This is a genomic window from Dyadobacter pollutisoli, from assembly GCF_026625565.1.
In the GTDB taxonomy this organism is placed as follows: domain Bacteria; phylum Bacteroidota; class Bacteroidia; order Cytophagales; family Spirosomataceae; genus Dyadobacter; species Dyadobacter pollutisoli.
Window position 1 is genome coordinate 4383517 of sequence record NZ_CP112998.1, and the last position, 25671, is coordinate 4409187.

Here is a 25671-nt window from a genome sequence, read left to right on the forward strand (position 1 = left end):
CATTGATAATCTCAGTAAGTCTTGGAGGGAATACTACGAAAAAGTTAAAGAAAGGAGAGATCTGTTAACAAAAACATAACAAGAGCTGTTTTTTTGGAAGTTTTAAACATTTAAAAAAATCGCAAAAAACGGCCAAATCCTGCTATAAAATTCGCCGAAAACATATACCAAACCAAAGTATATTTTGAAATCTGGCAATTGCATGGTTGTAATGGTTAAACTAATAATTAATTTTGCAACATTATGTTAACATAACAAATCTAACTATTTAATCATTTATGAGGAAGACTCTATTATCCCTACTGGGGTGCTTGGTGCTGTTATGCGCACAAGTCTATGCCCAGGACCGCGCTGTGACCGGTAAGGTCAGCGCTGAAGACGGCTCGGTTTTACCGGGTGTTAACATTTCTTTGAAAGGTACTAATCGGGGTACCACCACAAACGCCCAGGGAGAATACACCATTACAACCGAGTCGGGCGCTACTTTGGTTTTTAGCTTTATTGGTTTCCAGACGAAGGAAATTATTGTGGGTACCCAGTCTACCATAGATGTTTCCCTTACCAATGACATAAGTCTGTTACAAGAAGTTGTTGTAACAGCATTAGGTCAGGAGAAAAAACGAAACGAACTGGTTTATGCTGCGCAGCAGGTTAGCTCGGCATTACTTACGCAGGGCCGCAACACCAACATGATGAATGCCCTTTCCGGTAAAGTAGCAGGTGTGGATATCAAGGCGAGTAACACGATGGGAGGTTCTACCAGCACGATCATCCGTGGTTACAAATCAATCACTGGAAACAACCAGGCTCTTTATGTAATTGATGGCATCCCTGTTTCTAATGCCAACAATAACACTACTGACCAGCAAACTGGTAGAACTGGTGCTGATTATGGTAACGCTGCTGCTGATATCAATCCTGATAACATTCAATCCATTAACGTATTGAAAGGTGCTGCCGCAACTGCCCTTTACGGTTCGCGTGCTGCAAACGGTGTGATTTTGATCACTACCAAACAAGGCCGGAAAAACAGCTTCGACGTAACTGTTAACTCGGGTGTTACCTGGGGTAAAATCGACAAATCAACTTACGTAAAGTATCAAAAAGAATACGGTGCGGGCTACGGTGGCGCTACTGACTTTTACAACGGCAATCTTGGATCAGGCGATGGCAAAATTGCTTCCTTTGATTCGGATGCTTCGTTCGGCCCTAAATTCGACCCTAGCCTGATGGTTTATCAATGGAATGCGATCGACCCTTCATCTCCTTCGTTCCAAAAAATGACGCCTTGGACTGCTGCTCAGAATGGCCCTGACAAATTTTATGAAACAGGTGTTACCTCTAACCAGAGCATTAACATCACCGGTGGTGGCGACAACAGCACTTTTAAAATTGGCTACGCGAGAAATGATGAAAAAGGTGTCCTTCCAAATAGTAAGCTAGGCAAAAACCTTTTCAACTTTTCAGCATCCTACGATCTGTCGAAAAAACTGAGCGTATCTGCAAATGTGAACTATTCACAAATTAAAGGATTGGGCCGTTTCGGAACTGGTTATAGCGGTAAAAACCCTAACCAAGCTTTCCGTCAGTGGTTTCAGACCAATGTTGATGTGCTTGAATTGAAAGATGCATATTTCAGAAATGGGCAGAATGTTACCTGGAACTGGGCAAACCATTCAGGCACAGGCGCCCAGTTTGCAAACAACTATCCGATCTACGCTGACAACCCCTACTGGTCGAGGTACAAAAATTATAACAACGACAGCCGTGACAACTTCTTCGGATATGCTACCGGAACTTACAAAATCGCCTCATGGGTAGACATCACAGGTCGTTTCAGCTATAACGGAACTAGCGATATGCAGGAGGAGAGAATCGCGGTTTTCAGCCAAGCTCCTGGCGCTTACGCACGTTACAACCGCTTATTTAACGAAACTAACCTTGACGTAATCGCTAATTTCAGAAAGGAAATTACAAAGGATATTCACTTCTCGGGTTTGTTGGGTGGTAGCATGAGAAGATCGAAAATGACTTCAATCCGTACACAAACTAACGGTGGACTTGTAGTTCCTAACCTTTACTCTATTGAAAACTCCAAAAACCCGGTTGAAGCACCAGTTGAGCAACTTCAACGCATAGGAGTGGATGGTTTGTACGGACAGGCTTCTTTTGGATACAAAGATCTGGCTAACCTTGAATTAACTGCAAGACAGGATAAATCAACCACGCTTCCTGAATCCAACAACACTTATTTCTATCCATCTGTTGGGGCCAACTTTGTTTTCTCTGAGCTCCCTGCTCTGAAAAACAACTGGTTGAGTGTTGGCAAGATCAGTGCTAACTACGCAGAAGTAGGTAACGACGCACCATTTGGAGCTACAAGGGATATTTATGACAAACCAACAGCAATCGGCTCTGTCCCTTATTTCTCGTTGCCTAATACGAAGAACAACGCTCAACTAAAATCAGAAAGAACTAAAAACCTGGAATTCACCCTTCAAATGGGTTTCTTGCAGGAACGTGCAGGTTTTGATGTTACTTATTATAAAAGTAACACGCTTGATCAGATCCTTCCGGTTGATATTACATCAGCAACAGGTTATACAGCCCGGTACGTAAATTCCGGTGAAGTTCAAAACAAAGGTGTTGAAGTCTCAGCTTTCATCACGCCAATTAAAACTGGTGATTTCGAATGGACGTTAACTGCAAACTTTGCAAGAAATCGCAATGAGGTTTTAAGCCTTTACGGAGACGTACAAAACGTACAAATCGCATCCCTGCAAGGTGGTGTAACATTGAATGCTGCATTTACAAAAGATGCAAACGGAAAAGTTCATGGAATGCCATTCGGTATCATCCGTGGAACAAACTTCGTTTACAACGACGCAGGTCAGAAAATTGTGAAAGCAAACGGAATGTACCAGGCAAGCGCAAGCTCTGCTCAAATCATCGGTAACCCTAACCCGGACTGGATCGGCGGTTTGAACAACACATTAAAATACAAAACTTTGTCTCTTAGCTTCCTGATCGACGTTCGTCACGGTGGAGATATCTGGTCCCTGGATCAATGGTATGGAGAAGGCACTGGTATGTACCCGATCACAGCTGGCCTCAACGACAAAGGAATTCCTAAAAGAGACCCGGTTTCAGCTGGTGGTGGTGTTCTCTACCCAGGTGTACAAGCTGACGGATCTGTAAACACAGTATATGCTGCAAACACAGATGGTGGTGGCGCAACGGCTTACGGTTACCCAGCCAACCCTCCAAGAGCGATGTATATCTACGATGGCAGCTATGTGAAACTGAGAGAAGTTGCATTGACTTTCGGCGTACCTCAGTCACTCGTTTCAAAATTGAGGGCTTTCAAACAAATCGATATCTCACTGATCGGTCGCAACTTGTGGATCATCCACAAAAATATGGATTACCAAGATCCAGAGGATGGTTTGGGTTCAGGACTATCGGCAGGCGCGGGTGGTTACCAGACAGGTGCTTATCCAGCGGTGAAAAATTATGGATTCAATGTTAAATTCCGTTTTTAAAAACAACATGAAAAAATTAATCATATTCTTATTACCAATCGTGTTGCTAGCATCCTGCGTAGATAGCCTGGATGACTATAACATCAATGAGAAGAAGGCGACGACTGTCCCCCCGGTCACCCTTTTTTCCAATGCCCTGAAAGGCTTGGCAGACGTGTTGACTACGCCCAGCGTAAACACAAACAACTACCGCCTATATGTTCAGCACTGGTCTACAACCACTTATTTGGATGAGCCACGTTACAACCTTACCGCGCGTACCATTCCACAAGCTCTGTGGCAGGCAGTTTATCGCGATGTGATTTCCGATTTGAACGAGGCAAAAAGACTTCTTAATGAAGATGCGCTAATTGATCCCAAAGTCAAAGCAAACGAATTGGCACAACTTGAAATCGTCGAAGTTTACAGCTGGTCGGTACTGTTGAACACTTTCGGAAACATTCCTTATTCAGAGGCTTTGAATCCAAGCAATCCGCTTCCAAAATACGATGATGCAAAGACTGTCTACGACGCGATCTTGGTTCGTCTTGACGCGGCATTGGCTTCGATAGATCCGGCTGCGGGTAGCAATTTTGGCGCAGGTGACCTGATCTATAACACTGGAGGAAAATCTGACATGACCAAATGGGTTAAATTCGGAAACTCCCTGAAACTGAAACTGGGAATGATCCTTGCGGATGTCGATGCTGCAAAAGCAAAAACTTTGGTAGCTGCTGCAGCACCAAACGTGTTTACCTCAAATGCGGACAGAGCACGATTCCCATATATCGCCACACCACCAAACTATAATCCAATCGCACAGAACCTTAACATTCTGTATTCAACACGGCAGGATTATGTAGGCGCGTCTACGCTGATCGATCCATTGAATGCATTGAACGATCCTAGAAGGGCTTCATTCTTCACAACAACAGCAGATGGAAAATATGTTGGTGGTAACTACGGTTTTCTCAATACTTATGCAAACTTCTCTCACGTAGGAACAAAAATTATCGAGCCAGCATTGGAAGGTTTGTTAATGGACTACACTGAGGTTGAATTCTATCTTGCAGAAGCTGTTGAAAGAGGCTTTATAACCTCCGGGACTGCTCCTGAACATTACAATGCGGCGATCACTGCTTCGATACTATATTGGGGTGGTACTGCGGCAGATGCAACTACCTATCTGGCGCAGCCAAAAGTTGCTTACACTACTGCAACAGGTGATTTTAAAGAAAAAATCGGTTTCCAGAAATGGATCGCTTTGTACAACCGTGGATGGGAAGCCTGGCTGGAATGGAGAAGGTTGGATTATCCAAAATTACTCCCTCCTTCGGGCGGAAGCGCTCCCGCGGGATTAGCAATTCCAGTAAGGATCATATATCCGATCAACGAACAGACTTTGAACCCAGCTAATCGCGAAGCTGCCGGTACCGCCATCGGTGGTGACCTTGCTACTACCAAACTGTGGTGGGATAAGTTCTGATTTTAATCAAAAGTTATTAGAAAGAGGCGGGATATCCCGCAGCCATGGTCGGAAGAAATTCCGGCCATTTTTTATGTCTTAAAAAGCCGATTCGGGTTTCCGCCGTAATGGATCACGATCAAAGCAATTGCCAAGTGTCTGACCTCCATCGAAAACCTTCGTTTGGCGGTTTTATATCCAATGGTGTTGGCCTTTTTGTACATTAAAATGATCATAGTCGCCATCAGGGTCATGTATAGCATGATCTGTATTCCATTCCTGCCCAAAGAGACCAGATGGCTCACAAAATATTACGGTGCCCATTATCCTTTTCAACATGTCCCATATATCTGCTTCTGGCAAGGCCATATCTTCGCTGGCATAGCCGGGCAGCGGTAAAGACATCAGAATGACACAGCAGCACACCATCAAAAGATAAAACATCTTCTTACCATGCAGCACTTTGGTATAATGGTCGATCCGGGTGGTTGCCGATAAATGGTCGATAAGGGCTTCGGGAGCAAACCCCAACAGATGTTTATATTGATTCTGTGATCCTTAAAAACGGGCATATCCTACTGGTTATCAATAATTAAAGATAGCCAAAAAATCTGCCTGTTAAGATATAATCAATTGATTATCCATTATATAATAAATAAAACTAAACCATTTTAAACAAAAAAAATCGGAAGAATAAATCTTCCGACCGTGACTGGGCAAAACCCGGCATTTTCTGTTTTACTTCTTCCCATATTTGCCCTTATACTTCTCATAAAGCCGTTTCTGCTTATCATCCAGGTCTACTTTCCCGCCTTTGATGAAAACCATTGTCACTACGTTACCACGCATATCCAGTATATCACCTTCGGAAACGATCAGTGAAGCTTGCTTGCCTTTTTCCAGGGTTCCTACTTCCTTTTCTGCTCCTATGATCTCCGCTGCATTTTTGGTAATAAATTGCAAAGCATCTTCGGGAGCAACGTTGCCAAAACCGGAAGAAGTACCGGCCAGAAATGCGAGGTTGCGCGTGCGCCACCATTCATCCGCATAGGTAACCGCGACTTTAACACCAGCTTTATGAAGCAAGCCCGGTAATTCGTAAGGCATATATACATTTTCGTCTGCCCTGTTTGGAAGACGATGCGTAGGGTTCAGGATGACAGGAACATTGTTTTCTTTCAAAAAGCCAGCCACCTTATATGACTCATCCCCTCCTACTATCACCAACTTTTTTACGCCTGCCTCCTTCGCAAATTTGACAGCTTCAATGATGTCTTTGGCATAATCGGCGCGAATGTAAAGATTCGCCGAACCATCAAATAATGGTTTCATAGCTGCCAGACGCAGGTTTACAGGACTTGGATTAGCTGTTTCGGAATAGGCTTTGGCATCCGAAAAGGTAGATTTGAAAAGATCCAGCAATTCCTGACGTTTTTCATTCCTTTTAACCGATACCGTAAAATCATCGTAATTGAAAGTACTCGACAAAAACGGTGGCCAGCTCAGCCATATTCCGTCATCTTTTTTCAAAACGGCGTCCTCCCAGTTCCAGCCGTCGCTGTAAAATACCGACGAAGAGCCCGAAATCGCGCCTCCTTGCGGCACAGACTGCGAAACCAGTATTCCATTGCCACGTAATGTCGGGATCACTTCGGAATCCGTGTTATAAGCGACCAATGCCCTCACATGCGGGTTGATCTGCCCTACTTCATTAAAATCCAATGTGGCGCGTACCGATGCAATTTCCTGCAACCCGACGGTAGTATTAAGCGAAATGATTCCCGGATAAATGTGCTTCTTCTTTACATCAATGACCTCAGATCCATTGTCATTGATAATCCAAGCCGGGCCAATCTGGGTAATGATCCCCTTATCGAAGGCGACAGCACCATTTTCGATTACCTGTCCGTTTCCAATGTGAATGGTGGCACCTGTGAGGATTACCGGTTTTGTCTGAGTTTTGGCGGGTGCCGGGTTTTGCGCGATTGCCCCGGAAATGGCAATTGAAAATTGCAGCAACGTCCAGCCTATTACCGGGATTAATTTATTTTTTATCATAATATCGAATTGACAATCAATGAAATGTAAAATTACTTGGTTCCCTCGTGCTCTGCATGAACGCCCACGATGTCTTCGCAGTGCCACATGCGTGGCTGGGTAGCCTGGGGCTTTTGGGTAGGTTTACCTTCCGCTTTGTCTCCAAGCATTTTTTGAATTAACCTCTCCCGCTCCGTCGCCATTGATTTTTGCTTTTCCTCATCCTTTTTCCGGTCAAAGTAAACAGTACCTTCTACCATTGTAAATTCCGGACGTGCATATACTGACAATGGATTAGTATTCCAGAGTACCAGATCGGCATCTTTGCCTGCTTTAATGCTGCCCATCCGGTGATCCACGTGCAATAGTTTGGCGGGATTCAGCGTCACCATTTTCCAGGCGTCCTCCTCGGGCACTCCACCATACTCCACTGTTTTTGCAGCTTCCTGGTTTAGTCTGCGTGCCATTTCGGCATCATCAGAGTTGATCGCAACCGTAACTCCCTCGTGGTACATTAAGGCTGCATTGTAAGGAATCGCCTCTTTTACCTCCATTTTGTAGGCCCACCAGTCAGCGAATGTTGATCCACCGATTCCTCTTTTGGCCATTCCGTCCGCCAGCTTGTAGCCTTCCAAGATGTGTGTAAATGTATTGATCTTAAATTTCAGCGAATCAGCGACGTGCATCAGCATATTAATCTCCGATTGAACGTATGAATGGCAAGTAATGAATCTTTCGCTGTCCAGGATCTCCACCAGTGCGTCCAGTTCGATATCCCGGCGTGGGGCAACTCCCGGCTGCTTTTTGGAAGCTGCATTGTATTTTTTCCAGGAGTTGGAATACTCTTTCGCACGAATGAAATGGTCGAAATATACTTGCTCCACACCCATTCTGGTTTGGGGAAAACGGGTTCTCACGATATCGCCCCAGTTGGACTGCTTCACGTTTTCACCCAAAGCAAATTTGATCGTCTTTACCTCAGGCAGTAGCATTTCCGACTGGCTGGCACCCCATTTCAGCTTGATCAAGGCACTCTGCCCACCGATTGAATTGGCAGATCCATGCAACAAATGTGATGCTGTTACGCCGCCCGCCAGTTGCCTGTAAATATTAATATCGTCAGGGTTGATGACATCACTCATTCTCACCTCCGCCGAGCTGGTTTGCCCGCCTTCATTGATCGTGAACAGCGCGATGTGCGAATGCTCGTCAATAATGCCGCTGGTAAGGTGTTTGCCCGTTCCATCCACAGTCCGCGTACCCGCGGGGGCCGCTAATCCTTTTCCGATTTTGGTAATTTTACCATTCTGCACGATAACATCCGTATTCTGCAAAATTCCCTCCTTTTCGTTCGTCCATACCGTCGCATTTTTGACGAGTACCGTCTCAGATTTTGGTAATTCTTCGTTTCCAAATCCTACGAAAGGATATACTACCTGGCCTGTTTCCTTCGGTTTCGCAATGGTAGAGTCTTTAACTGCTGCTGGCTGGTATTTCTCCGAAAGTACCGCCGACCAGGGGATAACCGAACCGTCCGGTAACACTCCTTCTCCTGCCAGATCAGCGCCGGTGAGCCAGCCCGTCAAGCGAACTGTTCCTGAGGGTTTATTCTGATATGTCAATGTCAGCAATTCGTTTGACAGGATCGCTTTGGGCGTGATTTTTATCGAATCCTGAACAACAATTTTGTACTCAGGCTTCTCAGGAGAACCTGTGATCTGTATTTTTCCGGCCGGCTCGTTGTTTAAAGACAATGAGTAAGTTCCTCTGATGTCGGGAGCGTTAATTGGGGCTAGCACAAATTTCTTGCCCTGGATCCAGTTTTCATAAATCACGTTGTCCTTACCAAACAGATCCCCTGACGTAATGATAAAATTGGCAAGCAACCCGGTTTTGAGGCTTCCGATCTGGCCCTCCGCTTTGATCAAACTTGCAGGTAAGGTAGTCAATGCTTCCAGTGCTTTTTCTTTCGGCAGACCATATTCAATGGCTGTTTTTAGGTTTTTCCAAAAGTCAGCTTTGTTTTTCAGGCCGGCAGTTGTCAATGCAAAAGGTATATCTGCTTTGGCTACTTCGGAGGTATTTTTAGGTGCCAGTTCCCAATGTTTCAGCTGTGACATGCTTATGACGTCCGCATCCCAGGGATCGCTCACATCGTAAGCGTCGGGAAATTGAAGTGGCAATATTAGCGTAGCTTTTGTTGCTTTTATCTCGTTAATGCGCTGGTACTCATCACCACCACCACGTATAATGTACTGAATACCAAACTCATCCCCTACTTTATCAGCCCGCATGACGCTATATTTATCATTCGTTTCAAAAAAGGAAGGCAGGCTTTTGATCTGATTAAAAGCATCTAGAGACAAGTTGGTCTCTTTGTCGACAGCTTTGGCATACCAGTCGGCATCGTAATAATTCTGACGCAGCAATGCCACTACGCCCATTGTGGACGATGGGTAGGTTTGTGAAGAAGACCCTTTGCTGAATGAAAAATGCGCGGATGCTTTCTTATTCAATAATGCTTTGTTGGCTGGCTCGTCCGTTAATGTCACCAATGCCCCATTCCCTCTCACAATACCGTCGTGCGCGTGGATCAGCACGGTTCCGAAGCCATTTTTACGGAAATCCTCGGCTTTTTTTGCGTCAGGTGTAAATAACAAACTAGCGTCAGTTTCCGGCTGTACGGCCTGGTTCCAGCCGAAAGCGCCTTTTTTATTGGATTCAATCTGAGGCGTCTGTCTTCCTCCCGCCGCTCTTTCCCTCCTTACCTCGGGCAATCCGTAATCGGAGTCCAGGTCAATCAGTGATGGGTAAATGTATTTTCCTTTGAGATCCACCACGACAGTGCCTGCGGGTATTTTAACCTGCTTGCTTACCTCGCGAATGGTCCCGTTCTCAATAAGCATCGTGCCAGCCGTAATGGTAGTTTTGGAATCCACCACTATCGTCGCATTCGTGAAAGCATATCGCCCCGGACGCTCATCGTAAGCTCCGTTTTGCGGAAATGTTCCTTGCGCCTGACAGCATATGCCAATGGTCAGCCCGGTTAGTAAGGTTGATATTTGTTTAAACATATATTGTTAATTTAATTACAATTCAGCATTACAATATACAAGTAAATTTAAAAAGTCAGGGCCGGGCGGATCGATTCAGGAGAAGTTACAATAAGGCAACAGAATTTTCCTGTTCATTCTATTTTTTTGCATCTTGTATCAGGTTTTTGCTTAATCATTTTCTTATGACCTACGATCAATTTAAGGAATCCATTGCTCTCTCTACACCGCCGGAAGGCATTTCTGTGCTACTTAAAGCACTTTGGTATGACGCAAAAGGCGATTGGGAAGCTGCTCACGACATTGCCCAAAGCAGTGAAGGAACCCGTTCTTATGATCGTTTACATGCATATCTACATCGTGTTGAAGGCGACACATGGAATGCAGGATACTGGTACAGACGCGCTGGTTCAGAGACATTTAACGGTTCATTAAAGGAAGAATGGGAAGAGTTAGCCCGTTATTTCTCTGAAAAAATATAAGGTTTTTAGCTTATATCGAACCGATATAAGGCTTTTACCTTATATTTACCGATTATAAGGTAAAAAGCTTATATAGTTATGAAACGATTTCAGGCCGTTATCACCGCTGACATGGTGAATTCCACGGGTTTTGCTCGGGAAGACGCTGCTTTATGGTTAGAAGAACTGATCAGAATACTTCGCGAAAGCCCTACTTTCCAATGGGTTTTAAAACCTGAGATCTATCGTGGCGACAGCTTCCAGGGAGTTTTAAAAAATGTCGGGGACGCCATGCACGTAGCGGTGCTTGCCAGGGCAGCTATGCGATCAAACTCGCCTCATACTGACCTGCGGATTGCAATTGGTATTGGTAAAACCGAACTGGTTACCGATCGTCCGGGAACCTCTGACGGGGAAGCATTCAGGTTATCAGGGCACCTGGCGGACCATATCCGAATGCAAAAGGCACGGATCGGCATTGCCCTACCTGTTTCGTCTGAACCACTAAATGCCACGCTTGATCTGCTGGAAACGGTTATTGAGAATTGGACAACCGCACAAAGTGAAGTGATCGTCGCATTGCTTCAAAACCAAAGTATAAGCCTGATTGCCGAAAGGTTAGGTATTAGTCAGTCGGCAGCAAGCCAACGTGTTGCGGCCTCCAAATGGTGGGCAATTGAAAATTTTTTGGCTACCTTTCCAAAGCATTTAGCACTATACACAAAACGATAAACAGCCATGACTGAATTTTTGCTGCTCCTCCTGGCGCATGTCCTTGTTGATTTCTACTGGCAACCGACTTCGTGGGTAATTGATAAAAAGAAGAAATCGCTACGCTCCAAATACCTCTATTTTCACGTATTACTGGTTATTGCCATTTCCTATATTTTGTTAGGTAAATGGGACAATCCAATGCCCGTTATCGTTCTGGGAATAGCCCACGGCATCATTGATATTGTCAAAATTAAGTTTGATAAAAAAGGCACACTTACCTGGTTCATTGCAGATCAGGCCGCGCATTTAATCACCATTATCATAGCCACTTTGATCATTACCAACAAATTGAATATTGGTTTTGAAACTTTTAAAACCTGGCTTTACACACCAAAAACACTGGCTATACTGTCCGGCGCACTGCTATCCCTTTCGCCAATATCATTCCTGGTCGGAATCCTCACAAAACCGTGGCGGGAAGAGCTCACCAAGCTCGCACCCGACATTGATGATAACCTGGCCAATGCAGGCCGCTGGATAGGAATGTCCGAAAGACTCCTCATTTTTGTATTTGTACTGGTGAGCCAGTTCTCTGCCATTGGCTTTCTGATCGCCGCCAAATCGCTTTTACGATACAATGATAAAACTGCGGGAGGAGAGATTCCGCCAGCCTATATCAGCAAAAAATCGGAGTATGTACTCGTAGGGACACTGATGAGCTATACATGTGCGATTGCAGTCGCATTGGCTGTAAAAATGCTTTATTAAAAAATTCCAGTTCCGGTTAAACCTATCTCCGCTTTTCAACTCTAACCCTGGTATTTAAACTTCTTAACCATGAAGAAAACATTGTTTGCCATATTAATGGCTTTCGTAAGCATGACCGCCTTCGCACAAAGGCAGGAAGCTAATGCCACTCCGGAAAAGCGCGCTGAAAATCAAACCAAGACATTGACCGAAAATCTTAGTCTTTCCGAGGATCAGCAGAAGCAAGTGTATAACCTCAGCCTCGCACGCGCACAGAAAATGCAGGAGCTCAGGGACGCACAAACCCAGGACCGCTCACAAATGCGGGCATCTATGGAAACATTCAACACGGAACTGGCCAAAATCCTGACCGTTGAACAGCAGGAAAAATACAAAACCATGCTGGAAGACCGTCGTGCTAATGGCGGCGGAAGAGGCCCCAGAAACTGACTAAGACTGATCTAAACAAATAAAGAGGGTTGCTATCAAAAACTGACAGCAACCCTCTTTATTTTATTGAAATGACTTAAACAGCCATTTCGGTTTTAAACTCGGAAGTAAAGTGGAAATGTATCGCAGGATTATTCTCCCTGTTCATTCTGATCATCCATTCAGATTCGGCCAGAAACACCGGGTTGCGATCCTTATCATAGGCAATTTGGTTACCTTTCAAACGAACGAACTGGTCCATAGCAGGCTTTTCATCCGCCGTCAGCCAGCATGCCCTCGAAACACTCATAGGAACCCAGCGACATTTTGCGCCATATTCATGTTCAAGACGGTACTGGATTACGTCAAATTGCAGTTCTCCTACCGTTCCCACGATTTTACGATTACCCAAATCTAATGTAAATAACTGGGCAACTCCTTCGTCTGTAAGCTGCTGAATCCCTTTTTCCAACTGCTTGGATTTCATAGGGTCCATATTGATCAATTCTTTGAAGATCTCTGGCGAGAAGCTTGGGATACCTGAAAATTGCAGATTTTCTCCTTCTGTCAATGTATCTCCGATCTTAAAGTTACCGGTATCGTAAAGTCCCACTACATCGCCCGGGAAACCTTCATCCATGACACTTTTATCCGAAGCCATGAATGTAAAGGGGCTCGAAAACCTTACATCCTTGCCTAATCTGACATGTTTGTAAAACTTACCTCTTTCAAATTTCCCCGAACAAATCCGCAAAAATGCGATCCTGTCGCGGTGACGCGGGTCCAGGTTGGCGTGGATTTTGAAAACAAAACCGGTGAATTTTGGCTCCATCGGTGATACCTCGCGTACATCCGTTGGGCGTGGCTGAGGAATGGGTGAAATCTCACAGAAGGTATCCAGCAATTCTTTGATACCGAAGTTATTAATGGCGCTACCGAAGAATACGGGGGCCAGTTGTCCTTTCTGATAAGCTTCTTCTGAAAACACATCATAAACGCCTTCCACCAGTTCAACATCCTCTGTCAGCTGCTCGGCATCCTTTTCTCCCAATAATTCTGCCAGATTTTCATCTTCCAGACTTACTTTCGCGACATCACTTTCGATTTTGGTTTTATTGATTTTAAAGAAATACAGCATTTGTTCGTACAAGCTGTAAACACCTTTAAAATTAGCCCCCATATTGATCGGCCAGGTCAGTGGGCGAACACGGATGCTCAGTTTTGTTTCCAGTTCATCCAGCAATTCGAATGGATTTTGACCTTCTCTGTCCAGCTTGTTGATAAAAACGATCACCGGTGTATTTCTCATTCGGCAAACCTCCATCAAACGCTCGGTTTGTTCCTCTACCCCTTTCACACAGTCGATCACCAGAATAACGCTATCCACAGCAGTCAATGTACGGTATGTATCTTCCGCAAAGTCCTTGTGACCCGGTGTATCCAGAATATTGATCAGCAGATCTTTGTATTCAAAGGTCATGACCGAAGTAGCTACCGAAATACCTCTCTGTTTCTCAATTTCCATGAAATCGGAGGTTGCAGTCTTCTTGATTTTATTGGATTTTACCGCACCCGCCGTCTGAATCGCACCTCCGAAAAGCAGCAGCTTTTCTGTAAGCGTAGTTTTCCCCGCATCCGGGTGACTGATGATAGCGAACGTACGACGCTTCTTTATTTCTTGTAAATTACTCATACCGGGCTGGTATACTCTACCATTTATCTTTCCGGCCGACATCCTAAGCTCTTTTTATTCAGCAGCTTGTGATTTCAACCTATTTGTTACTAAATATCTAAAATTTGCACAAAGATAAGAATAAACAAAAGCCGCCCCTAACCGGGACGGCTCAAAATTATAGCGAAGCAAATGATGTATGCTTAAATCGAATCTCAGTAAAACGAGTGTTTGTAATCTTCAACCGAAGTCATGATCACTTCATGTGCCTCATCTCTGCCGTATACATTGGTAATTTCAATGTGCGCTTTTTCGCCAGGCAAGTTCTTGTAAGTCAAAAAGTAATGCTTCAAACGCTCTACAATTCCCTCAGGAAGTTCGCTCAGGTCTGAAAAACCACCATATACTTCGTCACCTTTCAATACTGCGATAATCTTGTCGTCGGCCTCGCCGCCATCGATCAAACGGATTCCTCCGATTGGTTTGGCAGTACAAAGGATATCTCCGTGAGAAATGATTTTTTCACAAAGCACCAAAATATCAAGAGGGTCACCATCTCCTTCGGTCACATCTCTTCCTGAGCGCTCACGAGCCAATAATGCAATTTTTTCAGCGCAATAGGTCTTTGGAATAAAGCCATAAAGGGCTGGTACAATATTGGAATACTTTTGCGGCCGGTCGATCATCAGATAGCCGGTTGTTTTATCAATTTCGTATTTAACTGTATCAGTAGGAACAATTTCAATAAATGCATTTACAAGTTCTGGCGCATTTTCACCCATTGGAATTCCATGCCAGGGATGTGCTTTGTGTACGTTAGCGATCATTATTTGTGTAATAGGTAATAACTTTTTATGAATAATTTCTTCGTTCAAATTCAAATATCTGTCACATTCCGGCCCGCTCGGAGATGTTGTAGTCCCCGGTTTTTGAAATGGACTGTTTCACAAATAATTCCCCGAGAAACCCCGCCAGGAATAGCTGCGAACCAACCATAATAGCTACCAGTGCCAAAAAGAATAATGGATTTTCAGTAACATTCCGGTAGGGCTGCAAATTGTAAATATTATAGATCTTTTTACCCAGCAACCAAAAAGCTATAATGCTTCCCAGAAAAAACATAAGGGTTCCCAGACTGCCAAATAAATGCATTGGCCTACGCCCAAACTTATTCACAAAGGCAATCGAAAGCAAATCCAGAAAGCCAAAAATGAACCGTTCCAGCCCGAATTTTGTGTAACCGTATTTGCGTGCCCTGTGCTGGACTACTTTCTCTCCTATTTTCGCAAAACCATTCCATTTGGCAATCACCGGAATGTAACGGTGCATTTCGCCGTAAATGGTAATGTTTTTCACCACCTCTTTTCTGTAAGCTTTCAGCCCGCAATTGAAATCATGGAGTGATACGCCGGATATACTTCGTGTAGCCGCATTGAAAATTTTGGTTGGGATAGTCTTCGTAATCGGATCGTATCGCTTTTTCTTCCAGCCTGAGATTAGGTCATAACCGTCCTGGACAATCATACTATACAATTCGGGGATCTCATCGGGGCTATCCTGCAGGTCGGCGTCCATAGTAATGATCACTTCGCCACGCGCCGTCTGAAAACCGGTCTGGAGTGCCGCAGTTTTCCCGTAATTTCTGACAAAACGCAAGCCTTTTATATACGGGTTTTCCTTCGATAATTTGGTGATGACCTCCCAGGAACGGTCTTTGCTACCATCATCAATTAGTAGAATTTCATACGAAAATTCATCCTCCTCCATTACCCTGTCTATCCATTCGCAGAGTTCGGGCAACGACTCTTCTTCATTAAAAAGCGGAATTACAACGGAAATCTGAATAGCTGAATCGGTCATGAATAATGTTCAGTGGTATGCCTGTACCGGCATGGCGGTGCAAAGTTCGTGTTTTTCCTGATCAAAATATTAAATAAAAGTCTTTCAATAATTCTTTAAAAGCCTGGTGGTAAGTCACTCCGTCAGTTTCGTAAATGTACATTACCTCATTAACTTCCAGATTTTGAAGCACTTTCTCTCTTTGAAATGTCATGAGCTGCCTGAATGCTTTTTTCCCCTCATGATGGAACAAAGTAAGTTTGCGGCTTAAAAACCATCCTGTTTTTTCGGCCTTTTCCCTGAAACGGTTTCCTTCATCGACCGGGAAAAGAATATTAAATTTTCCTTCCGGCGTCAGAAGTCTGACAATGGATTCCAGTATCTCCTCAAAATCAAGCGACTTCGCATGATGTGCAATGTTCTTCTTGTCGATGGGAGATAGCAGGTCTGACTGAAAAAACGGTGGGTTGGTGACAATCACATCATACCGGTGATCCGATTCAAACTCCTGCACGGCAGAGTGAAAAAGCTTGATCCGGTCATGAAAAGGGCTTTTTTCTACATTCTCACCAGCCTGATAGAACGCCTCAGCGTCGATCTCCACGGCGTCGATGATCCCGTAAGAATTTCTTTGCGCTACCATGAGCGAAAGTAGTCCCGTACCAGCACCAATATCCAGAATGTGATCAGCATCCTTTACATCTGCCCAGGCGCCGAGCACGCAGGCATCTGTACAAACTTTCATGGCACATTGGTCCTGCTGAACCGTAAATTGTTTGAATTTAAAGTGGGAGTTGCGTGCCATAAGAGTTTCTATTTTCGTCCAAAATCTGCCGGGTTTTCACCCCAGTACTCCGTTTCCCATTTCAGGATTTTATTTTTAAAGGTATTGGTCGCCAGCCACCGCTCCGCACGTTGCAGCATTTCAAAAACAGGTTTGTTCCGCGGCGTCAGGACCAGTTTGGTATTAGCATGTTTTTTTTTGACCCAGCTGATTGCCGTTCTCGAATCGCTATAAATGGGCAAATCACTTTCTTTTTTTTGCAAATAAGCGAGTGCATGCACAATCGCGAGAAACTCTCCGATGTTATTCGTCGCGTCTTTGAATGGGCCTTGCAAAAAAATCCGGTCTCCGGTGGCATAATACATCCCCTGGTACTCCATGTCACCCGAAGCCGTGTTCCAGGCTGCGTCTACTGCAATGCTGTTTTTGATGGGCTTACCAATGTTAGCTGGCGCTTCTTTAAGTATGGCTGGCTTGCTATCCTTCTTCGCAACAAACTCCCAGTAATCACGCTGGATAGCCGCCTCCGCCTCTTCTATTGATTCAAATGACTTGTAACGCGCATCCTCAAAGCCTTTGATCTGTGCTTCGCATTCTTTCCAATCTGTAAAGACCCCCGTTTTCCGCCCCTGCCACACTACGTAGTATTTTGTCTTCTTGGACATGAATTTTTAATGACTGAATTTTGAATGACTGAATGAGTGAATAAATGAATGTATGAGCGAATGAATGAATGGCCGAGTTGCTTGTGCGGTGAGTGAATGGATAAATATTCGCTCATTCACTCATTCAATCATTGAAATGACTCCGCTCCCAAACCTTGCAAAGATTGACGATCACCTCTACCGCTTTCTCCATATCCTGTACCGAAACCCATTCCAATCTTGAATGAAACGCATGTTCGCCAGCGAAGATATTCGGGCAAGGCAGGCCCATAAATGACAGCCGTGAGCCATCGGTACCGCCTCGGATACTACGCAATATCGGATCCAGTCCGGCCATTTTCATAGCATTCAGTGCATGTTCAATCACTTGCGGATGTTGGTCCAATATCTCCTTCATATTCCGGTATTGCTCCTGAACCTTGAACTCCGCCGATGATCCCGGGTAGTTTGTCAGTACCTCGTCAGTGATTTGTTTCAGCAATGCTTCCTTTTCATGAAGGCCGGAAACTGTAAAATCCCTGATGATGAAGCTTAATGTTGCTTTTTCCTGGATACCTTCCATTTGAACAGGATGAATAAAGCCCTGTTTATCCTCCGTACTTTCAGGCGAAAGGCTTCCTTTTGGCAATGCAGCAAGAATGTCCGCCGCGATCTTCAAAGCATTTTCCAGCTTCCCAATTGCATAACCAGGATGCGTACTCACGCCGTGAATGGTGATTTTTACTCCATCAGCAGAAAAGGTTTCGTCCTCCAAAGTACCGATCGCTTCTCCATCCACAGTATAGCCGTAATCGGCTCCCAGTTTGATGAGGTCTACTTTCTCCGTTCCGCGCCCTACTTCTTCGTCGGGCGTAAAAAGGATTTTAATGTCCCCGTGCTTCACAGCAGGATTCGCCATGAGGTACTCAGCAGCGGCCATAATTTCGGCCACGCCGGCTTTGTTATCAGCACCCAGTAATGTGGTACCGCTGGCTGTAACAATGTCGTTTCCGATTTGCTGGTCCAGATCATGCAATTCGCCGATCCTCAAAACCTGATTGGTATCGTCCGGTAATATAATATCGGAGCCATCCCAGTTATGATGAACGATCGGCTTCACATACGCTCCGGAAACATCCGGCGAAGTATCTACGTGAGAGCAAAAGCATATCACGGGGATATCCGTTTTCTCCGAATTCGAAGGAATGGTCGCGTATACATACCCGTGCTCGTCAACGTGCGCATCCGTAACACCCAGCTCCTGCAACTCCACTACCAATTGATTGCTCAGGTTAAGCTGCTTGGCGGTACTGGGGAAACTCTCGGAATTCGGGTCCGATTGCGTATCGATTTGTACGTAGCGCAGAAAACGTTCGAGTACGGAAGTCATATAGTGGTATAGTGAATGGGCAAATGGATATTAACTGATGATGGAAGCCAGGTCTGCTGGCGAGTAATTGATATTTTTCAATGTTTTGTCGTCAGCCGTGCGGTAAACGAGGTATTTCCCGCTGTCTTCCTTGTAGTAGCAATCTGTCCCCTTTGCCTTGTAATGTGCCACTGTTGCCTCAGCTTCGTCAATGGTCAGACATGCTTTGGACATATTGGAGCGCTGTACTTCGTCAAACAGTTCTCTGAATTTTCCTCCTAACCCAAATTCCAGAATAGCCCCGGACAATACATATTGCAGGTCACAAAGCGCGTCTGCCACTTCCACAATGTCTTTTTCAAGGATCGCCACTTCCAGTTCTTTCAACTCCTCAGCCAGCAACGCTACCCGAAGACGGCTTCTTTCTTCCGAAGGGATCGTGGGTGTTTCAAGAATAGGGTGTTTAAATGTTTTATGGAATTCCGCGACTTGATTCAGGCTGTCCAGTTGTTGCATTTCTGTATTGGTTTTTGAAATTTGTATTGAATTATAAATAAATACCTGTCAAAGACTTACATCGACAGATTTGTTTTAAACAGTTTAATGGCAATGGCCAGAAGGATAATACCAAATACTTTACGCAAAATGTCGGTACCACCTTGTCCCAGCTTCTTTTCGAGCCAGTTTGAAGATTTCAGAACCAGATAGACAAAGAACAGGTTCAGCAATATCCCCACCAGAATGTTCTCGATCGCATAAGCTGAGCGAAGCGAAAGTAAAGTGGTCATGGTAGCGGCACCGGCAATGATCGGAAAAGCGATCGGGACAATGGAAGCGACTCCCACATCCATATTATCGTGCTTGAAAATATTCCGTCCCAGGATCATTTCCAGTCCCAAAAGAAACAGGATAATGGCACCCGCGATGGCAAAAGAAGCGACATCAACCCCAAAAAGGCTCAATAGTCTCTCTCCCAGAAAAAGAAACAGGATCATGATGAACCCGGCTGCCAATGTGGCCTTTTCGGACTCAATTTTTCCCAGTTTTTTTCTAAAATCCACAATGACCGGTAGCGAACCAAGGACATCGATTACTGAAAAAAGAATAAGTGTAACGGATACTATCTCCTTGAAATTAAACATGACGTTGCCCCCGGCGATTTTTCAGCAAAGTTGCTCAAAACCGTCTGCTTACACAACCTTTCCGGCTGGAAGTGGGTAAATAAGGATACTAGGAACCGTTTCCGGGAAGAAAATTCAGGAATGTATTAAACTGCTTCTTGTACTTTTCCTCGTCGATTTTATAGAAAAATGCTCCTTTTTTTGAATAACCTTTCTGTTTTTCGTCCAGCTTGATCAGCAAATTCGTCGACAGTAGTTTCCGGCTGAAATTACGCTTGTCTAGCTCGGTACCGAAAATAGCTTCGTATAGTTTTTGAAGCTGGGGAATTGTAAATTTTTCCGGAAGCAGCTCAAAACCAACCGGATGCTGCGAGGCTTTATACCTCAAATGCTCAATCGCCATATCCACCATAGAGCCATGATCGAACAGCAATTTCGGCAATTCCTGCATGGAGAACCACTGCGCTTCGTAGTTTTTGGAAATTTTAGAATCGTAATCCTCTACATTAATCAACGCAAAATAAGCCACAGAAACCGTTCTTTCCACGGGGTCACGCCGCGGGCTCCCGAACGTATGAAGCTGTTCAAGATAAATGTCAGTAAGGTTGGTCAGTTCAAAAAGAATGCGGGACGAAGCCCCTTCCAGACTTTCGTCGGGCTGCACCCAGCCGCCCATGAGAGACCATGTATGATGCTCGTCCTCAATGCCTCTTTTGACCAATAAAAGTTTTAATTCCTCGCCGTCAAAACCAAAAATAATCGAGTCCAGGGCGACAAGACATTTAGTTTGGGCCTGGTATTGCTTTAATATATCTAAACGCACAATCTATAATCTGCGGGAGTGAGTAATAATATTTAGTTAGTAAATGCAAACAGTCCCGTTTACTACTCTTTTTCGCTACTGGGATGTCATGCTGACCAGAAATTGCTTCAAAATGTCGATCTCATCCTGAGTGATAGCAGGGAAATTAGCGATCCGGAAACTCGTCTCCTTTTCCTTGCCGTAGCCATTACCCAGTACGATTCCAGCCTGCTTTGCAGCTTTTTTAAGTTCTGCGATCCGTTCTCTGGTTTCTCGCACAGCAATGACAGTATCCGAACGAACCGCTTCATTTTGTACCAAAGCCTGATAACCATTGTCCGCCAAAAACGAATACCATTCAGCCGCCCTCTTTTTAGTCTCATCAGACACTTCCCGGATTGATGCTACCTGCTGCATTACCTTGCCCAACAGATAGATTCCCAATGTGTTGGGTGTATATGGTGTTTGGAATTTGATAAAATTATCCCGGATAAAAAGCAGGCTGTTATAATGTGCATTTTCTCCGATTTCAATGGCGCGTGCAACAGCTTTTGGTGAAACAATCATGACGCCCATTCCCGCGGGAAGTCCGAAGCATTTCTGTACAGATCCGTACCAAACGTCGCAACTTTCCCATGGCAGCACTACGCCGGCCATAGAGGAAGTAGCGTCTATGGCAATGATATTATCGGTTCTTGCCCGTAAAGCATTCAGTACCTGATCAGAAATGACAGTACCGTTGGAAGTTTCATTGTGAGTGAGGCAAATGACTTCATTCGCACTGGAGGTAACTTTTCCAATTTCAGATTCTTCATTCAGTTCAAAAGGCAGGCTTCTTGCACTCCCCGTGAGCTTTTGGGTGTACTCCATCCATTTTTCCCCGAAAGCACCATTGTAAATGTGCAAACTTCCCTCCGAAATCAGCGATTGTGCGATAATTTCCCAACATTCGGTAGCCGACGAAACAAAATATACCTCGTAATCCGCAGGCACATTGAGTTTCGATTTCAGCCCGGAAATTGTTTCTTCGAGCATTTTCATAAATGCCTCACTCCGGTGATTAGCACTGATCACTCCGCTATCGAAAGTTTCATTTACATAATGCTGAACCTCAGGGTAAACTTTGGAGGGACCGGGATAAAACGTGATCATGGCTCATCGGTTTGATTTTAAACAAAAACATCACAGGCTTCGGAGACTGAAACCTCCATCCTGTGATGCTAAATATCGAAGTTTCTAATTTTTATAAAAACCCTTCGCGGATCATTGCTTTCTCTAATTTCCCGCCTAATTCATCGGAAGCTTTCAATAAAGGCAAACGAACGGCCGAGCTGCAAATTCCTTTAATTTCAAGACATTTCTTAATGCCGACCGGGTTGGATTCAATGTAAAGCAGTGTGTCAAATTCAAGGAATGCGAGCTGTAATTTGGCAGCTTCTTTGAAACGACCTTCCAATGCATGCCAGGTAAGTTCACCAAATTCTTTAGGGAATGCATTGGCAATCACGGAGATCACTCCATGCCAGCCTACGCTCACCATGGTTGTAACCAGATTATCGTCGCCAGAAAGCAACAGGAAATCGTCAGGTACTCGTGCTGCAAGTTCCATACTTTGTTCCATGCTGCCGCCTGCGTCTTTGATACCGATGATATTCGGGTGCGCCGCAAGCGCCACAATGGTATCAGGCTTCATGTTCGTCACCGTACGACCTGGTACATTGTATAAAAGCACAGGTACCGGTGAAGCGTCCGCGATAGCCGTGAAATGTGCGATGATACCTTCCTGAGTAGGTTTATTGTAATATGGGCAAACCGACAATATAGCGTCGACTCCATTGAAATCGGTCTCCTTAATGCAATCCAGAACGGACTGGGTATCGTTGCTTCCTATGCCGTAAACTATTGGCAGGGACTTATAGTTGTTCTTGATTGTAAATGCCAGAATTTCACGTTTTTCCTTGGAGTTTACGGTAGGTGATTCCCCTGTGGTTCCCTGAACGACAAGATAGTCCGTTCCTCCTTCTGTCACCAGGTCGATTAATTTTTTCAACCCCTGGTAATCAATCTCATTCTGCTCATCAAAAGGCGTGATCAGCGCTGCTCCCACCCCTTTGAAACGTTGGTCCAATGGCATTATTTACTTATATAATTGGTTAATTTTAAAACACAAAGTTAGCTTTCTGAGCCGTTTTTCTTTACTTATTCTCAATCATTGCTAAAAATTCTTCCTCGGACAGAATGGTAACGCCCAGTTTTCGTGCTTTTTCGAGCTTGGCAGGTCCCATATTTGCACCGGCAAGTAAGTAATTCAGCTTTCCTGACACCCCGCTAAGGACCCGTCCGCCATTCACCTCAATTTTCATTTTCAAATCGTCCCTTTCGAAATTTTCAAAAACACCGGAGATCACAAACGTCTTTCCTTCCAGCATATCGCTTTCCAGCTCCACTGGTTTTTCGTCGCTCTCCATTTGTAGCCCCGCTTTTTCGAGCCGTTCCACCAGATCCTGATTTTCGGGAATGCTGAAATAGGATTCAATACTCAATGCAATGCGGCCACCGATTTCCGGTACCGCCGTCAACTGTTCATAAGTGGCCGTCCGCAATGCCTGAATGGATTTGAAATAGGCAGCAAGTTTTTCTGCAACCGTAGCTCCTACAAACCTGATTCCGAGCGCGAATAGCACATTTTTGAATGGTACCGTTTTTGACAGATCAATACCTTTCAGGATATTTTCAACCGTTTTTTCCCTGAAACTGATGATTTTAGTCTTGCCTGTTTCTTCATTGACAATGGTTTTTTCGAGGCCTAGCAAATTTTCATAGGTAAGGTCATAAAGATCGGCCGGTGTCCGCACCATATTCAGGTCGAAGAGCAATTCAATTTTTCCCTCGCCCAAACTTTCAATGTTCATGGCCTTACGATGAATAAAGTGCTCGATCCTGCCTTTCAGTTGTGGCGGGCAATGGCTGTCATTCGGACAGAAAAAGGCCACTTCTCCTTCATTTCGCTGCAGTTCAGAATTACATTCGGGACAATGTGTTGGAAAAATGATTGGTGTAGTAGGGTATAATTCGCGCTGGCTGACATCTACGCCGGTTATTTTCGGGATAATCTCGCCGCTTTTCTCAACAAAAACCGTATCACCAAGCTGTATACCAAGCCTTTCCAGCTCGTTTGCATTGTGTAATGTGGCCCTTTTCACCCTGGTACCCGAAAGATGCACCCCTTTTACTTTATTATATGGAAGTGCGCGTTCAGTCAGATCACACAAATTGGCGACGGGCGTCACAGCTCCCGTGCGGCCCACCTGATAGTTCACCGACCGCAGGATCGCAGGTTTGTTTTCTGCTTTGTATTTAAATGAAATGGCCCAGCGAGGGCTTTTGGCCGTAAAACCCAGTTCACGCTGCTGCTCAAAGGAATTGACTTTGATCACGATACCATCCGTCGCCAGCGGTAATGTCATCCTTTTATCTTCCCATTCATGAATGTAGGCGATCACCTCATCAATGTTACTAACCTTTTTCCAGCCCGGCGAAACATTAAATCCCCAGGATTTCAGTCCCAACAGGCTTTCTTCATGACTTTTAAAGAATTCTGTGTCAGTCAGAAAAGTATAAACATAGCAATCCAGCGCCCGCCTTGCCGTTTCGCCTGAATCCTGCAATTTGAATGAGCCCGAAGCCGCATTCCGGGGATTGGCATACTGGTTTTCGCCCAGCGTTTCCATTTCTTCATTCAATTTCTGAAAAGAAGTGATGGGCATAAAACCTTCGCCGCGTACTTCAAAAATCGGTGGCTGGTCTTCTGCTTTTACCCGGAGTGGCAAGGAGCGAATGGTCTTCACATTATTGGTAATTTCGTCGCCACGGGTACCGTCGCCGCGGGTTACCCCTCTCACCAGCACGCCATTTTCGTAGGTAAAACTCAATGAAATCCCGTCAAATTTGAGTTCGCAGATGTACTCGTACGGCTCCCCGTCCAATCCCTTCCGCACACGCTCATCGAAATTCCGGAGCTCCTGCTCATTATAAGTGTTATCCAGCGACAACATCGGATAGCGGTGATAAACTGCATTAAAGCTCTTGGTAATGGCGCCGCCAACCCGCTGAGTCGGGGAATCGCCCAATCTGAAATCAGGATACTGATCTTCCAGCGCTTTCAATTCCTTTAACAACTGGTCAAATTCAAAATCCGAAATTTCCGATACGCTATCCTGGTAATATCGGTAGTTGTAATGGTTCAGCTGGTCGGTTAGCTCCTGGATTTTCTGTTCGGGACTCATGGTTATAGCGGCTGCTTTGGTGATTCGGCCCAAATTTAAGATTAATTCCAAATTTTGGGAATAATGTCAAAAATGTGACCGATACCTCCGTTCCACGTATTCTATAATATGTCGATAACCGACTGCGTGTTACAAGCAACTTTTCAACATGATTCTTTTCACAAAATTTGAGTATTTTCGTAAAACAGGTGACACCTATGAAAACTATGGAAGCTGCCATTTGGTACAACCCGGATCTCACACAGATCATCAATGGAGAGGAGATTATGTCTCCTAGCCCAAAAACGCCGCATCAAAAGGCTTCAAGGAAGCTTCAAAGAATTCTGGAAGATCATGCGGAAGCCAAAAACCTGGGAGATGTTTTTAATGCGCCACTTGATGTTATTTTCGAAGATGGCGTGAACTCTCTTCAACCTGATCTTATGTTTATTGCCAGGGAAAACGAGCACATCATTCAGGATTGGATCCGGGGTGTTCCTGACCTTGTGGTAGAAATTATCTCCAAAAGCAATTTTCGCCTGGACACGGTTGTCAAGAAGAAAATTTATGAACGATATGGTGTGAAGGAATTCTGGATCGTGTTCCCTGAGAAGCCTTCGATCGAGATTCATACATTGCTGAACGGGAAGTACGAGCTGTTCGCCACGTTTTCAAATGATGAGCAGGTCCAATCGCCGTTGCTCGACGGCCTTTCTTTTAAAGTTAACGCAATCATATAAATTCGTTA

General features: G+C 44.7%; 22 protein-coding genes. 7 read left to right on the plus strand and 15 right to left on the minus strand.

What is annotated here, in order from left to right:
* The first annotated feature begins 278 nt into the window (after nt 1–278).
* Together ON006_RS17930 and ON006_RS17935 are read left to right on the plus strand one after the other, a co-directional pair.
* Nucleotides 279–3542 carry a SusC/RagA family TonB-linked outer membrane protein gene (locus ON006_RS17930; RefSeq protein WP_244820747.1) on the plus strand — a complete coding sequence of 1088 codons (3264 nt, stop codon included), beginning with the start codon at nt 279–281 and terminating at the stop codon, nt 3540–3542.
* A 7-nt stretch (nt 3543–3549) separates the two neighbouring features.
* Entirely contained in the window at nt 3550–5007 is a 1458-nt protein-coding gene (locus ON006_RS17935; protein WP_244820748.1) for a SusD/RagB family nutrient-binding outer membrane lipoprotein, read from the plus strand.
* Between the two features lie 171 nt (nt 5008–5178).
* On the opposite strand, the gene ON006_RS17940 is transcribed toward ON006_RS17935, so the two are convergent.
* The 3 genes from ON006_RS17940 to ON006_RS17950 all read right to left on the minus strand — a co-directional run bounded on the left by ON006_RS17940 (nt 5179) and on the right by ON006_RS17950 (nt 10097).
* The gene (locus ON006_RS17940; RefSeq protein ID WP_244820749.1) at nt 5179–5517 is read right to left on the minus strand and encodes a hypothetical protein; all 339 of its coding nucleotides are present in this window, start codon (nt 5515–5517) and stop codon (nt 5179–5181) included.
* Between the two features lie 207 nt (nt 5518–5724).
* Entirely contained in the window at nt 5725–7044 is a 1320-nt protein-coding gene (locus tag ON006_RS17945) for an amidohydrolase family protein (RefSeq protein WP_244820750.1), read from the minus strand.
* A gap of 32 nt (nt 7045–7076) precedes the next feature.
* On the minus strand, nt 7077–10097 hold the full coding sequence (locus ON006_RS17950) for an amidohydrolase family protein (RefSeq protein WP_244820751.1): 3021 nt from the start codon (nt 10095–10097) through the stop codon (nt 7077–7079).
* A 164-nt stretch (nt 10098–10261) separates the two neighbouring features.
* On the opposite strand from ON006_RS17950, the gene ON006_RS17955 reads away from it, so the two are divergent.
* The 4 genes from ON006_RS17955 to ON006_RS17970 all read left to right on the plus strand — a co-directional run bounded on the left by ON006_RS17955 (nt 10262) and on the right by ON006_RS17970 (nt 12448).
* Nucleotides 10262–10558: a hypothetical protein gene (locus ON006_RS17955; RefSeq protein ID WP_244820752.1), complete on the plus strand. Its 297-nt coding sequence runs from the start codon at nt 10262–10264 to the stop codon at nt 10556–10558.
* Between the two features lie 78 nt (nt 10559–10636).
* On the plus strand, nt 10637–11269 hold the full coding sequence (locus ON006_RS17960; RefSeq protein WP_244820753.1) for a SatD family protein: 633 nt from the start codon (nt 10637–10639) through the stop codon (nt 11267–11269).
* 6 nt (nt 11270–11275) lie between these two features.
* On the plus strand, nt 11276–12019 hold the full coding sequence (locus ON006_RS17965) for a DUF3307 domain-containing protein (protein WP_244820754.1): 744 nt from the start codon (nt 11276–11278) through the stop codon (nt 12017–12019).
* A 69-nt stretch (nt 12020–12088) separates the two neighbouring features.
* Nucleotides 12089–12448 (plus strand): DUF4890 domain-containing protein, encoded by a 360-nt coding sequence (locus ON006_RS17970; RefSeq protein WP_244820755.1) that lies wholly within the window; start codon nt 12089–12091, stop codon nt 12446–12448.
* 76 nt (nt 12449–12524) lie between these two features.
* Here ON006_RS17970 and ON006_RS17975 read toward each other — a convergent pair whose 3' ends face one another.
* The 12 genes from ON006_RS17975 to ligA form a co-directional block, all read right to left on the minus strand.
* The gene (locus ON006_RS17975; RefSeq protein WP_244820756.1) at nt 12525–14120 is read right to left on the minus strand and encodes a peptide chain release factor 3; all 1596 of its coding nucleotides are present in this window, start codon (nt 14118–14120) and stop codon (nt 12525–12527) included.
* A 194-nt stretch (nt 14121–14314) separates the two neighbouring features.
* Nucleotides 14315–14926, minus strand: a complete 612-nt coding sequence (locus tag ON006_RS17980) for an inorganic pyrophosphatase (protein ID WP_255772900.1) — start codon at nt 14924–14926, stop codon at nt 14315–14317.
* Nucleotides 14927–14987: 61 nt separating this feature from the next.
* Nucleotides 14988–15959 (minus strand): glycosyltransferase family 2 protein, encoded by a 972-nt coding sequence (locus tag ON006_RS17985; RefSeq protein WP_244820757.1) that lies wholly within the window; start codon nt 15957–15959, stop codon nt 14988–14990.
* A gap of 61 nt (nt 15960–16020) precedes the next feature.
* On the minus strand, nt 16021–16743 hold the full coding sequence (locus tag ON006_RS17990) for a tRNA1(Val) (adenine(37)-N6)-methyltransferase (RefSeq protein WP_244820758.1): 723 nt from the start codon (nt 16741–16743) through the stop codon (nt 16021–16023).
* Between the two features lie 8 nt (nt 16744–16751).
* Nucleotides 16752–17387 (minus strand): ribonuclease H1 domain-containing protein, encoded by a 636-nt coding sequence (locus tag ON006_RS17995; protein WP_244820759.1) that lies wholly within the window; start codon nt 17385–17387, stop codon nt 16752–16754.
* A 124-nt stretch (nt 17388–17511) separates the two neighbouring features.
* Nucleotides 17512–18756, minus strand: coding sequence for a peptidase T (pepT, locus tag ON006_RS18000; protein ID WP_244820760.1), 1245 nt, complete (start codon nt 18754–18756; stop codon nt 17512–17514).
* Nucleotides 18757–18786: 30 nt separating this feature from the next.
* On the minus strand, nt 18787–19251 hold the full coding sequence (locus ON006_RS18005; RefSeq protein ID WP_244820761.1) for a pyrophosphohydrolase domain-containing protein: 465 nt from the start codon (nt 19249–19251) through the stop codon (nt 18787–18789).
* Between the two features lie 56 nt (nt 19252–19307).
* Nucleotides 19308–19877: a MarC family protein gene (locus ON006_RS18010; RefSeq protein ID WP_244820762.1), complete on the minus strand. Its 570-nt coding sequence runs from the start codon at nt 19875–19877 to the stop codon at nt 19308–19310.
* An 88-nt stretch (nt 19878–19965) separates the two neighbouring features.
* The gene (locus ON006_RS18015) at nt 19966–20679 is read right to left on the minus strand and encodes an NUDIX hydrolase (RefSeq protein ID WP_244820763.1); all 714 of its coding nucleotides are present in this window, start codon (nt 20677–20679) and stop codon (nt 19966–19968) included.
* 75 nt (nt 20680–20754) lie between these two features.
* The gene (locus tag ON006_RS18020) at nt 20755–21810 is read right to left on the minus strand and encodes an aminotransferase class V-fold PLP-dependent enzyme (RefSeq protein WP_244820764.1); all 1056 of its coding nucleotides are present in this window, start codon (nt 21808–21810) and stop codon (nt 20755–20757) included.
* A gap of 91 nt (nt 21811–21901) precedes the next feature.
* Nucleotides 21902–22792 (minus strand): 4-hydroxy-tetrahydrodipicolinate synthase, encoded by an 891-nt coding sequence (gene dapA / locus ON006_RS18025; RefSeq protein WP_244820765.1) that lies wholly within the window; start codon nt 22790–22792, stop codon nt 21902–21904.
* A gap of 61 nt (nt 22793–22853) precedes the next feature.
* Nucleotides 22854–24944 (minus strand): NAD-dependent DNA ligase LigA, encoded by a 2091-nt coding sequence (gene ligA / locus ON006_RS18030; RefSeq protein ID WP_244820766.1) that lies wholly within the window; start codon nt 24942–24944, stop codon nt 22854–22856.
* A gap of 197 nt (nt 24945–25141) precedes the next feature.
* Here ligA and ON006_RS18035 point away from each other — a divergent pair, with 197 nt between their 5' ends.
* Nucleotides 25142–25663, plus strand: a complete 522-nt coding sequence (locus ON006_RS18035) for a Uma2 family endonuclease (protein WP_244820767.1) — start codon at nt 25142–25144, stop codon at nt 25661–25663.
* Nucleotides 25664–25671 lie beyond the last annotated feature (8 nt).

Bases quoted from the DNA above. Each gene is read 5' to 3' on its own strand.
- ON006_RS17930 (WP_244820747.1), top strand. From the start codon at position 279: ATGAGGAAGACTCTATTATCCCTACTGGGGTGCTTGGTGCTGTTATGC.
- ON006_RS17935 (WP_244820748.1), top strand. From the start codon at position 3,550: ATGAAAAAATTAATCATATTCTTATTACCAATCGTGTTGCTAGCATCC.
- ON006_RS17945 (WP_244820750.1), bottom strand. From the start codon at position 7,044: ATGATAAAAAATAAATTAATCCCGGTAATAGGCTGGACGTTGCTGCAA.
- ON006_RS17950 (WP_244820751.1), bottom strand. From the start codon at position 10,097: ATGTTTAAACAAATATCAACCTTACTAACCGGGCTGACCATTGGCATA.
- ON006_RS17955 (WP_244820752.1), top strand. From the start codon at position 10,262: ATGACCTACGATCAATTTAAGGAATCCATTGCTCTCTCTACACCGCCG.
- ON006_RS17960 (WP_244820753.1), top strand. From the start codon at position 10,637: ATGAAACGATTTCAGGCCGTTATCACCGCTGACATGGTGAATTCCACG.
- ON006_RS17965 (WP_244820754.1), top strand. From the start codon at position 11,276: ATGACTGAATTTTTGCTGCTCCTCCTGGCGCATGTCCTTGTTGATTTC.
- ON006_RS17970 (WP_244820755.1), top strand. From the start codon at position 12,089: ATGAAGAAAACATTGTTTGCCATATTAATGGCTTTCGTAAGCATGACC.
- ON006_RS17975 (WP_244820756.1), bottom strand. From the start codon at position 14,120: ATGAGTAATTTACAAGAAATAAAGAAGCGTCGTACGTTCGCTATCATC.
- ON006_RS17980 (WP_255772900.1), bottom strand. From the start codon at position 14,926: ATGATCGCTAACGTACACAAAGCACATCCCTGGCATGGAATTCCAATG.
- ON006_RS17985 (WP_244820757.1), bottom strand. From the start codon at position 15,959: ATGACCGATTCAGCTATTCAGATTTCCGTTGTAATTCCGCTTTTTAAT.
- ON006_RS17990 (WP_244820758.1), bottom strand. From the start codon at position 16,743: ATGGCACGCAACTCCCACTTTAAATTCAAACAATTTACGGTTCAGCAG.
- ON006_RS17995 (WP_244820759.1), bottom strand. From the start codon at position 17,387: ATGTCCAAGAAGACAAAATACTACGTAGTGTGGCAGGGGCGGAAAACG.
- pepT (WP_244820760.1), bottom strand. From the start codon at position 18,756: ATGACTTCCGTACTCGAACGTTTTCTGCGCTACGTACAAATCGATACG.
- ON006_RS18005 (WP_244820761.1), bottom strand. From the start codon at position 19,251: ATGCAACAACTGGACAGCCTGAATCAAGTCGCGGAATTCCATAAAACA.
- ON006_RS18010 (WP_244820762.1), bottom strand. From the start codon at position 19,877: ATGTTTAATTTCAAGGAGATAGTATCCGTTACACTTATTCTTTTTTCA.
- ON006_RS18020 (WP_244820764.1), bottom strand. From the start codon at position 21,810: ATGATCACGTTTTATCCCGGTCCCTCCAAAGTTTACCCTGAGGTTCAG.
- dapA (WP_244820765.1), bottom strand. From the start codon at position 22,792: ATGCCATTGGACCAACGTTTCAAAGGGGTGGGAGCAGCGCTGATCACG.
- ligA (WP_244820766.1), bottom strand. From the start codon at position 24,944: ATGAGTCCCGAACAGAAAATCCAGGAGCTAACCGACCAGCTGAACCAT.
- ON006_RS18035 (WP_244820767.1), top strand. From the start codon at position 25,142: ATGAAAACTATGGAAGCTGCCATTTGGTACAACCCGGATCTCACACAG.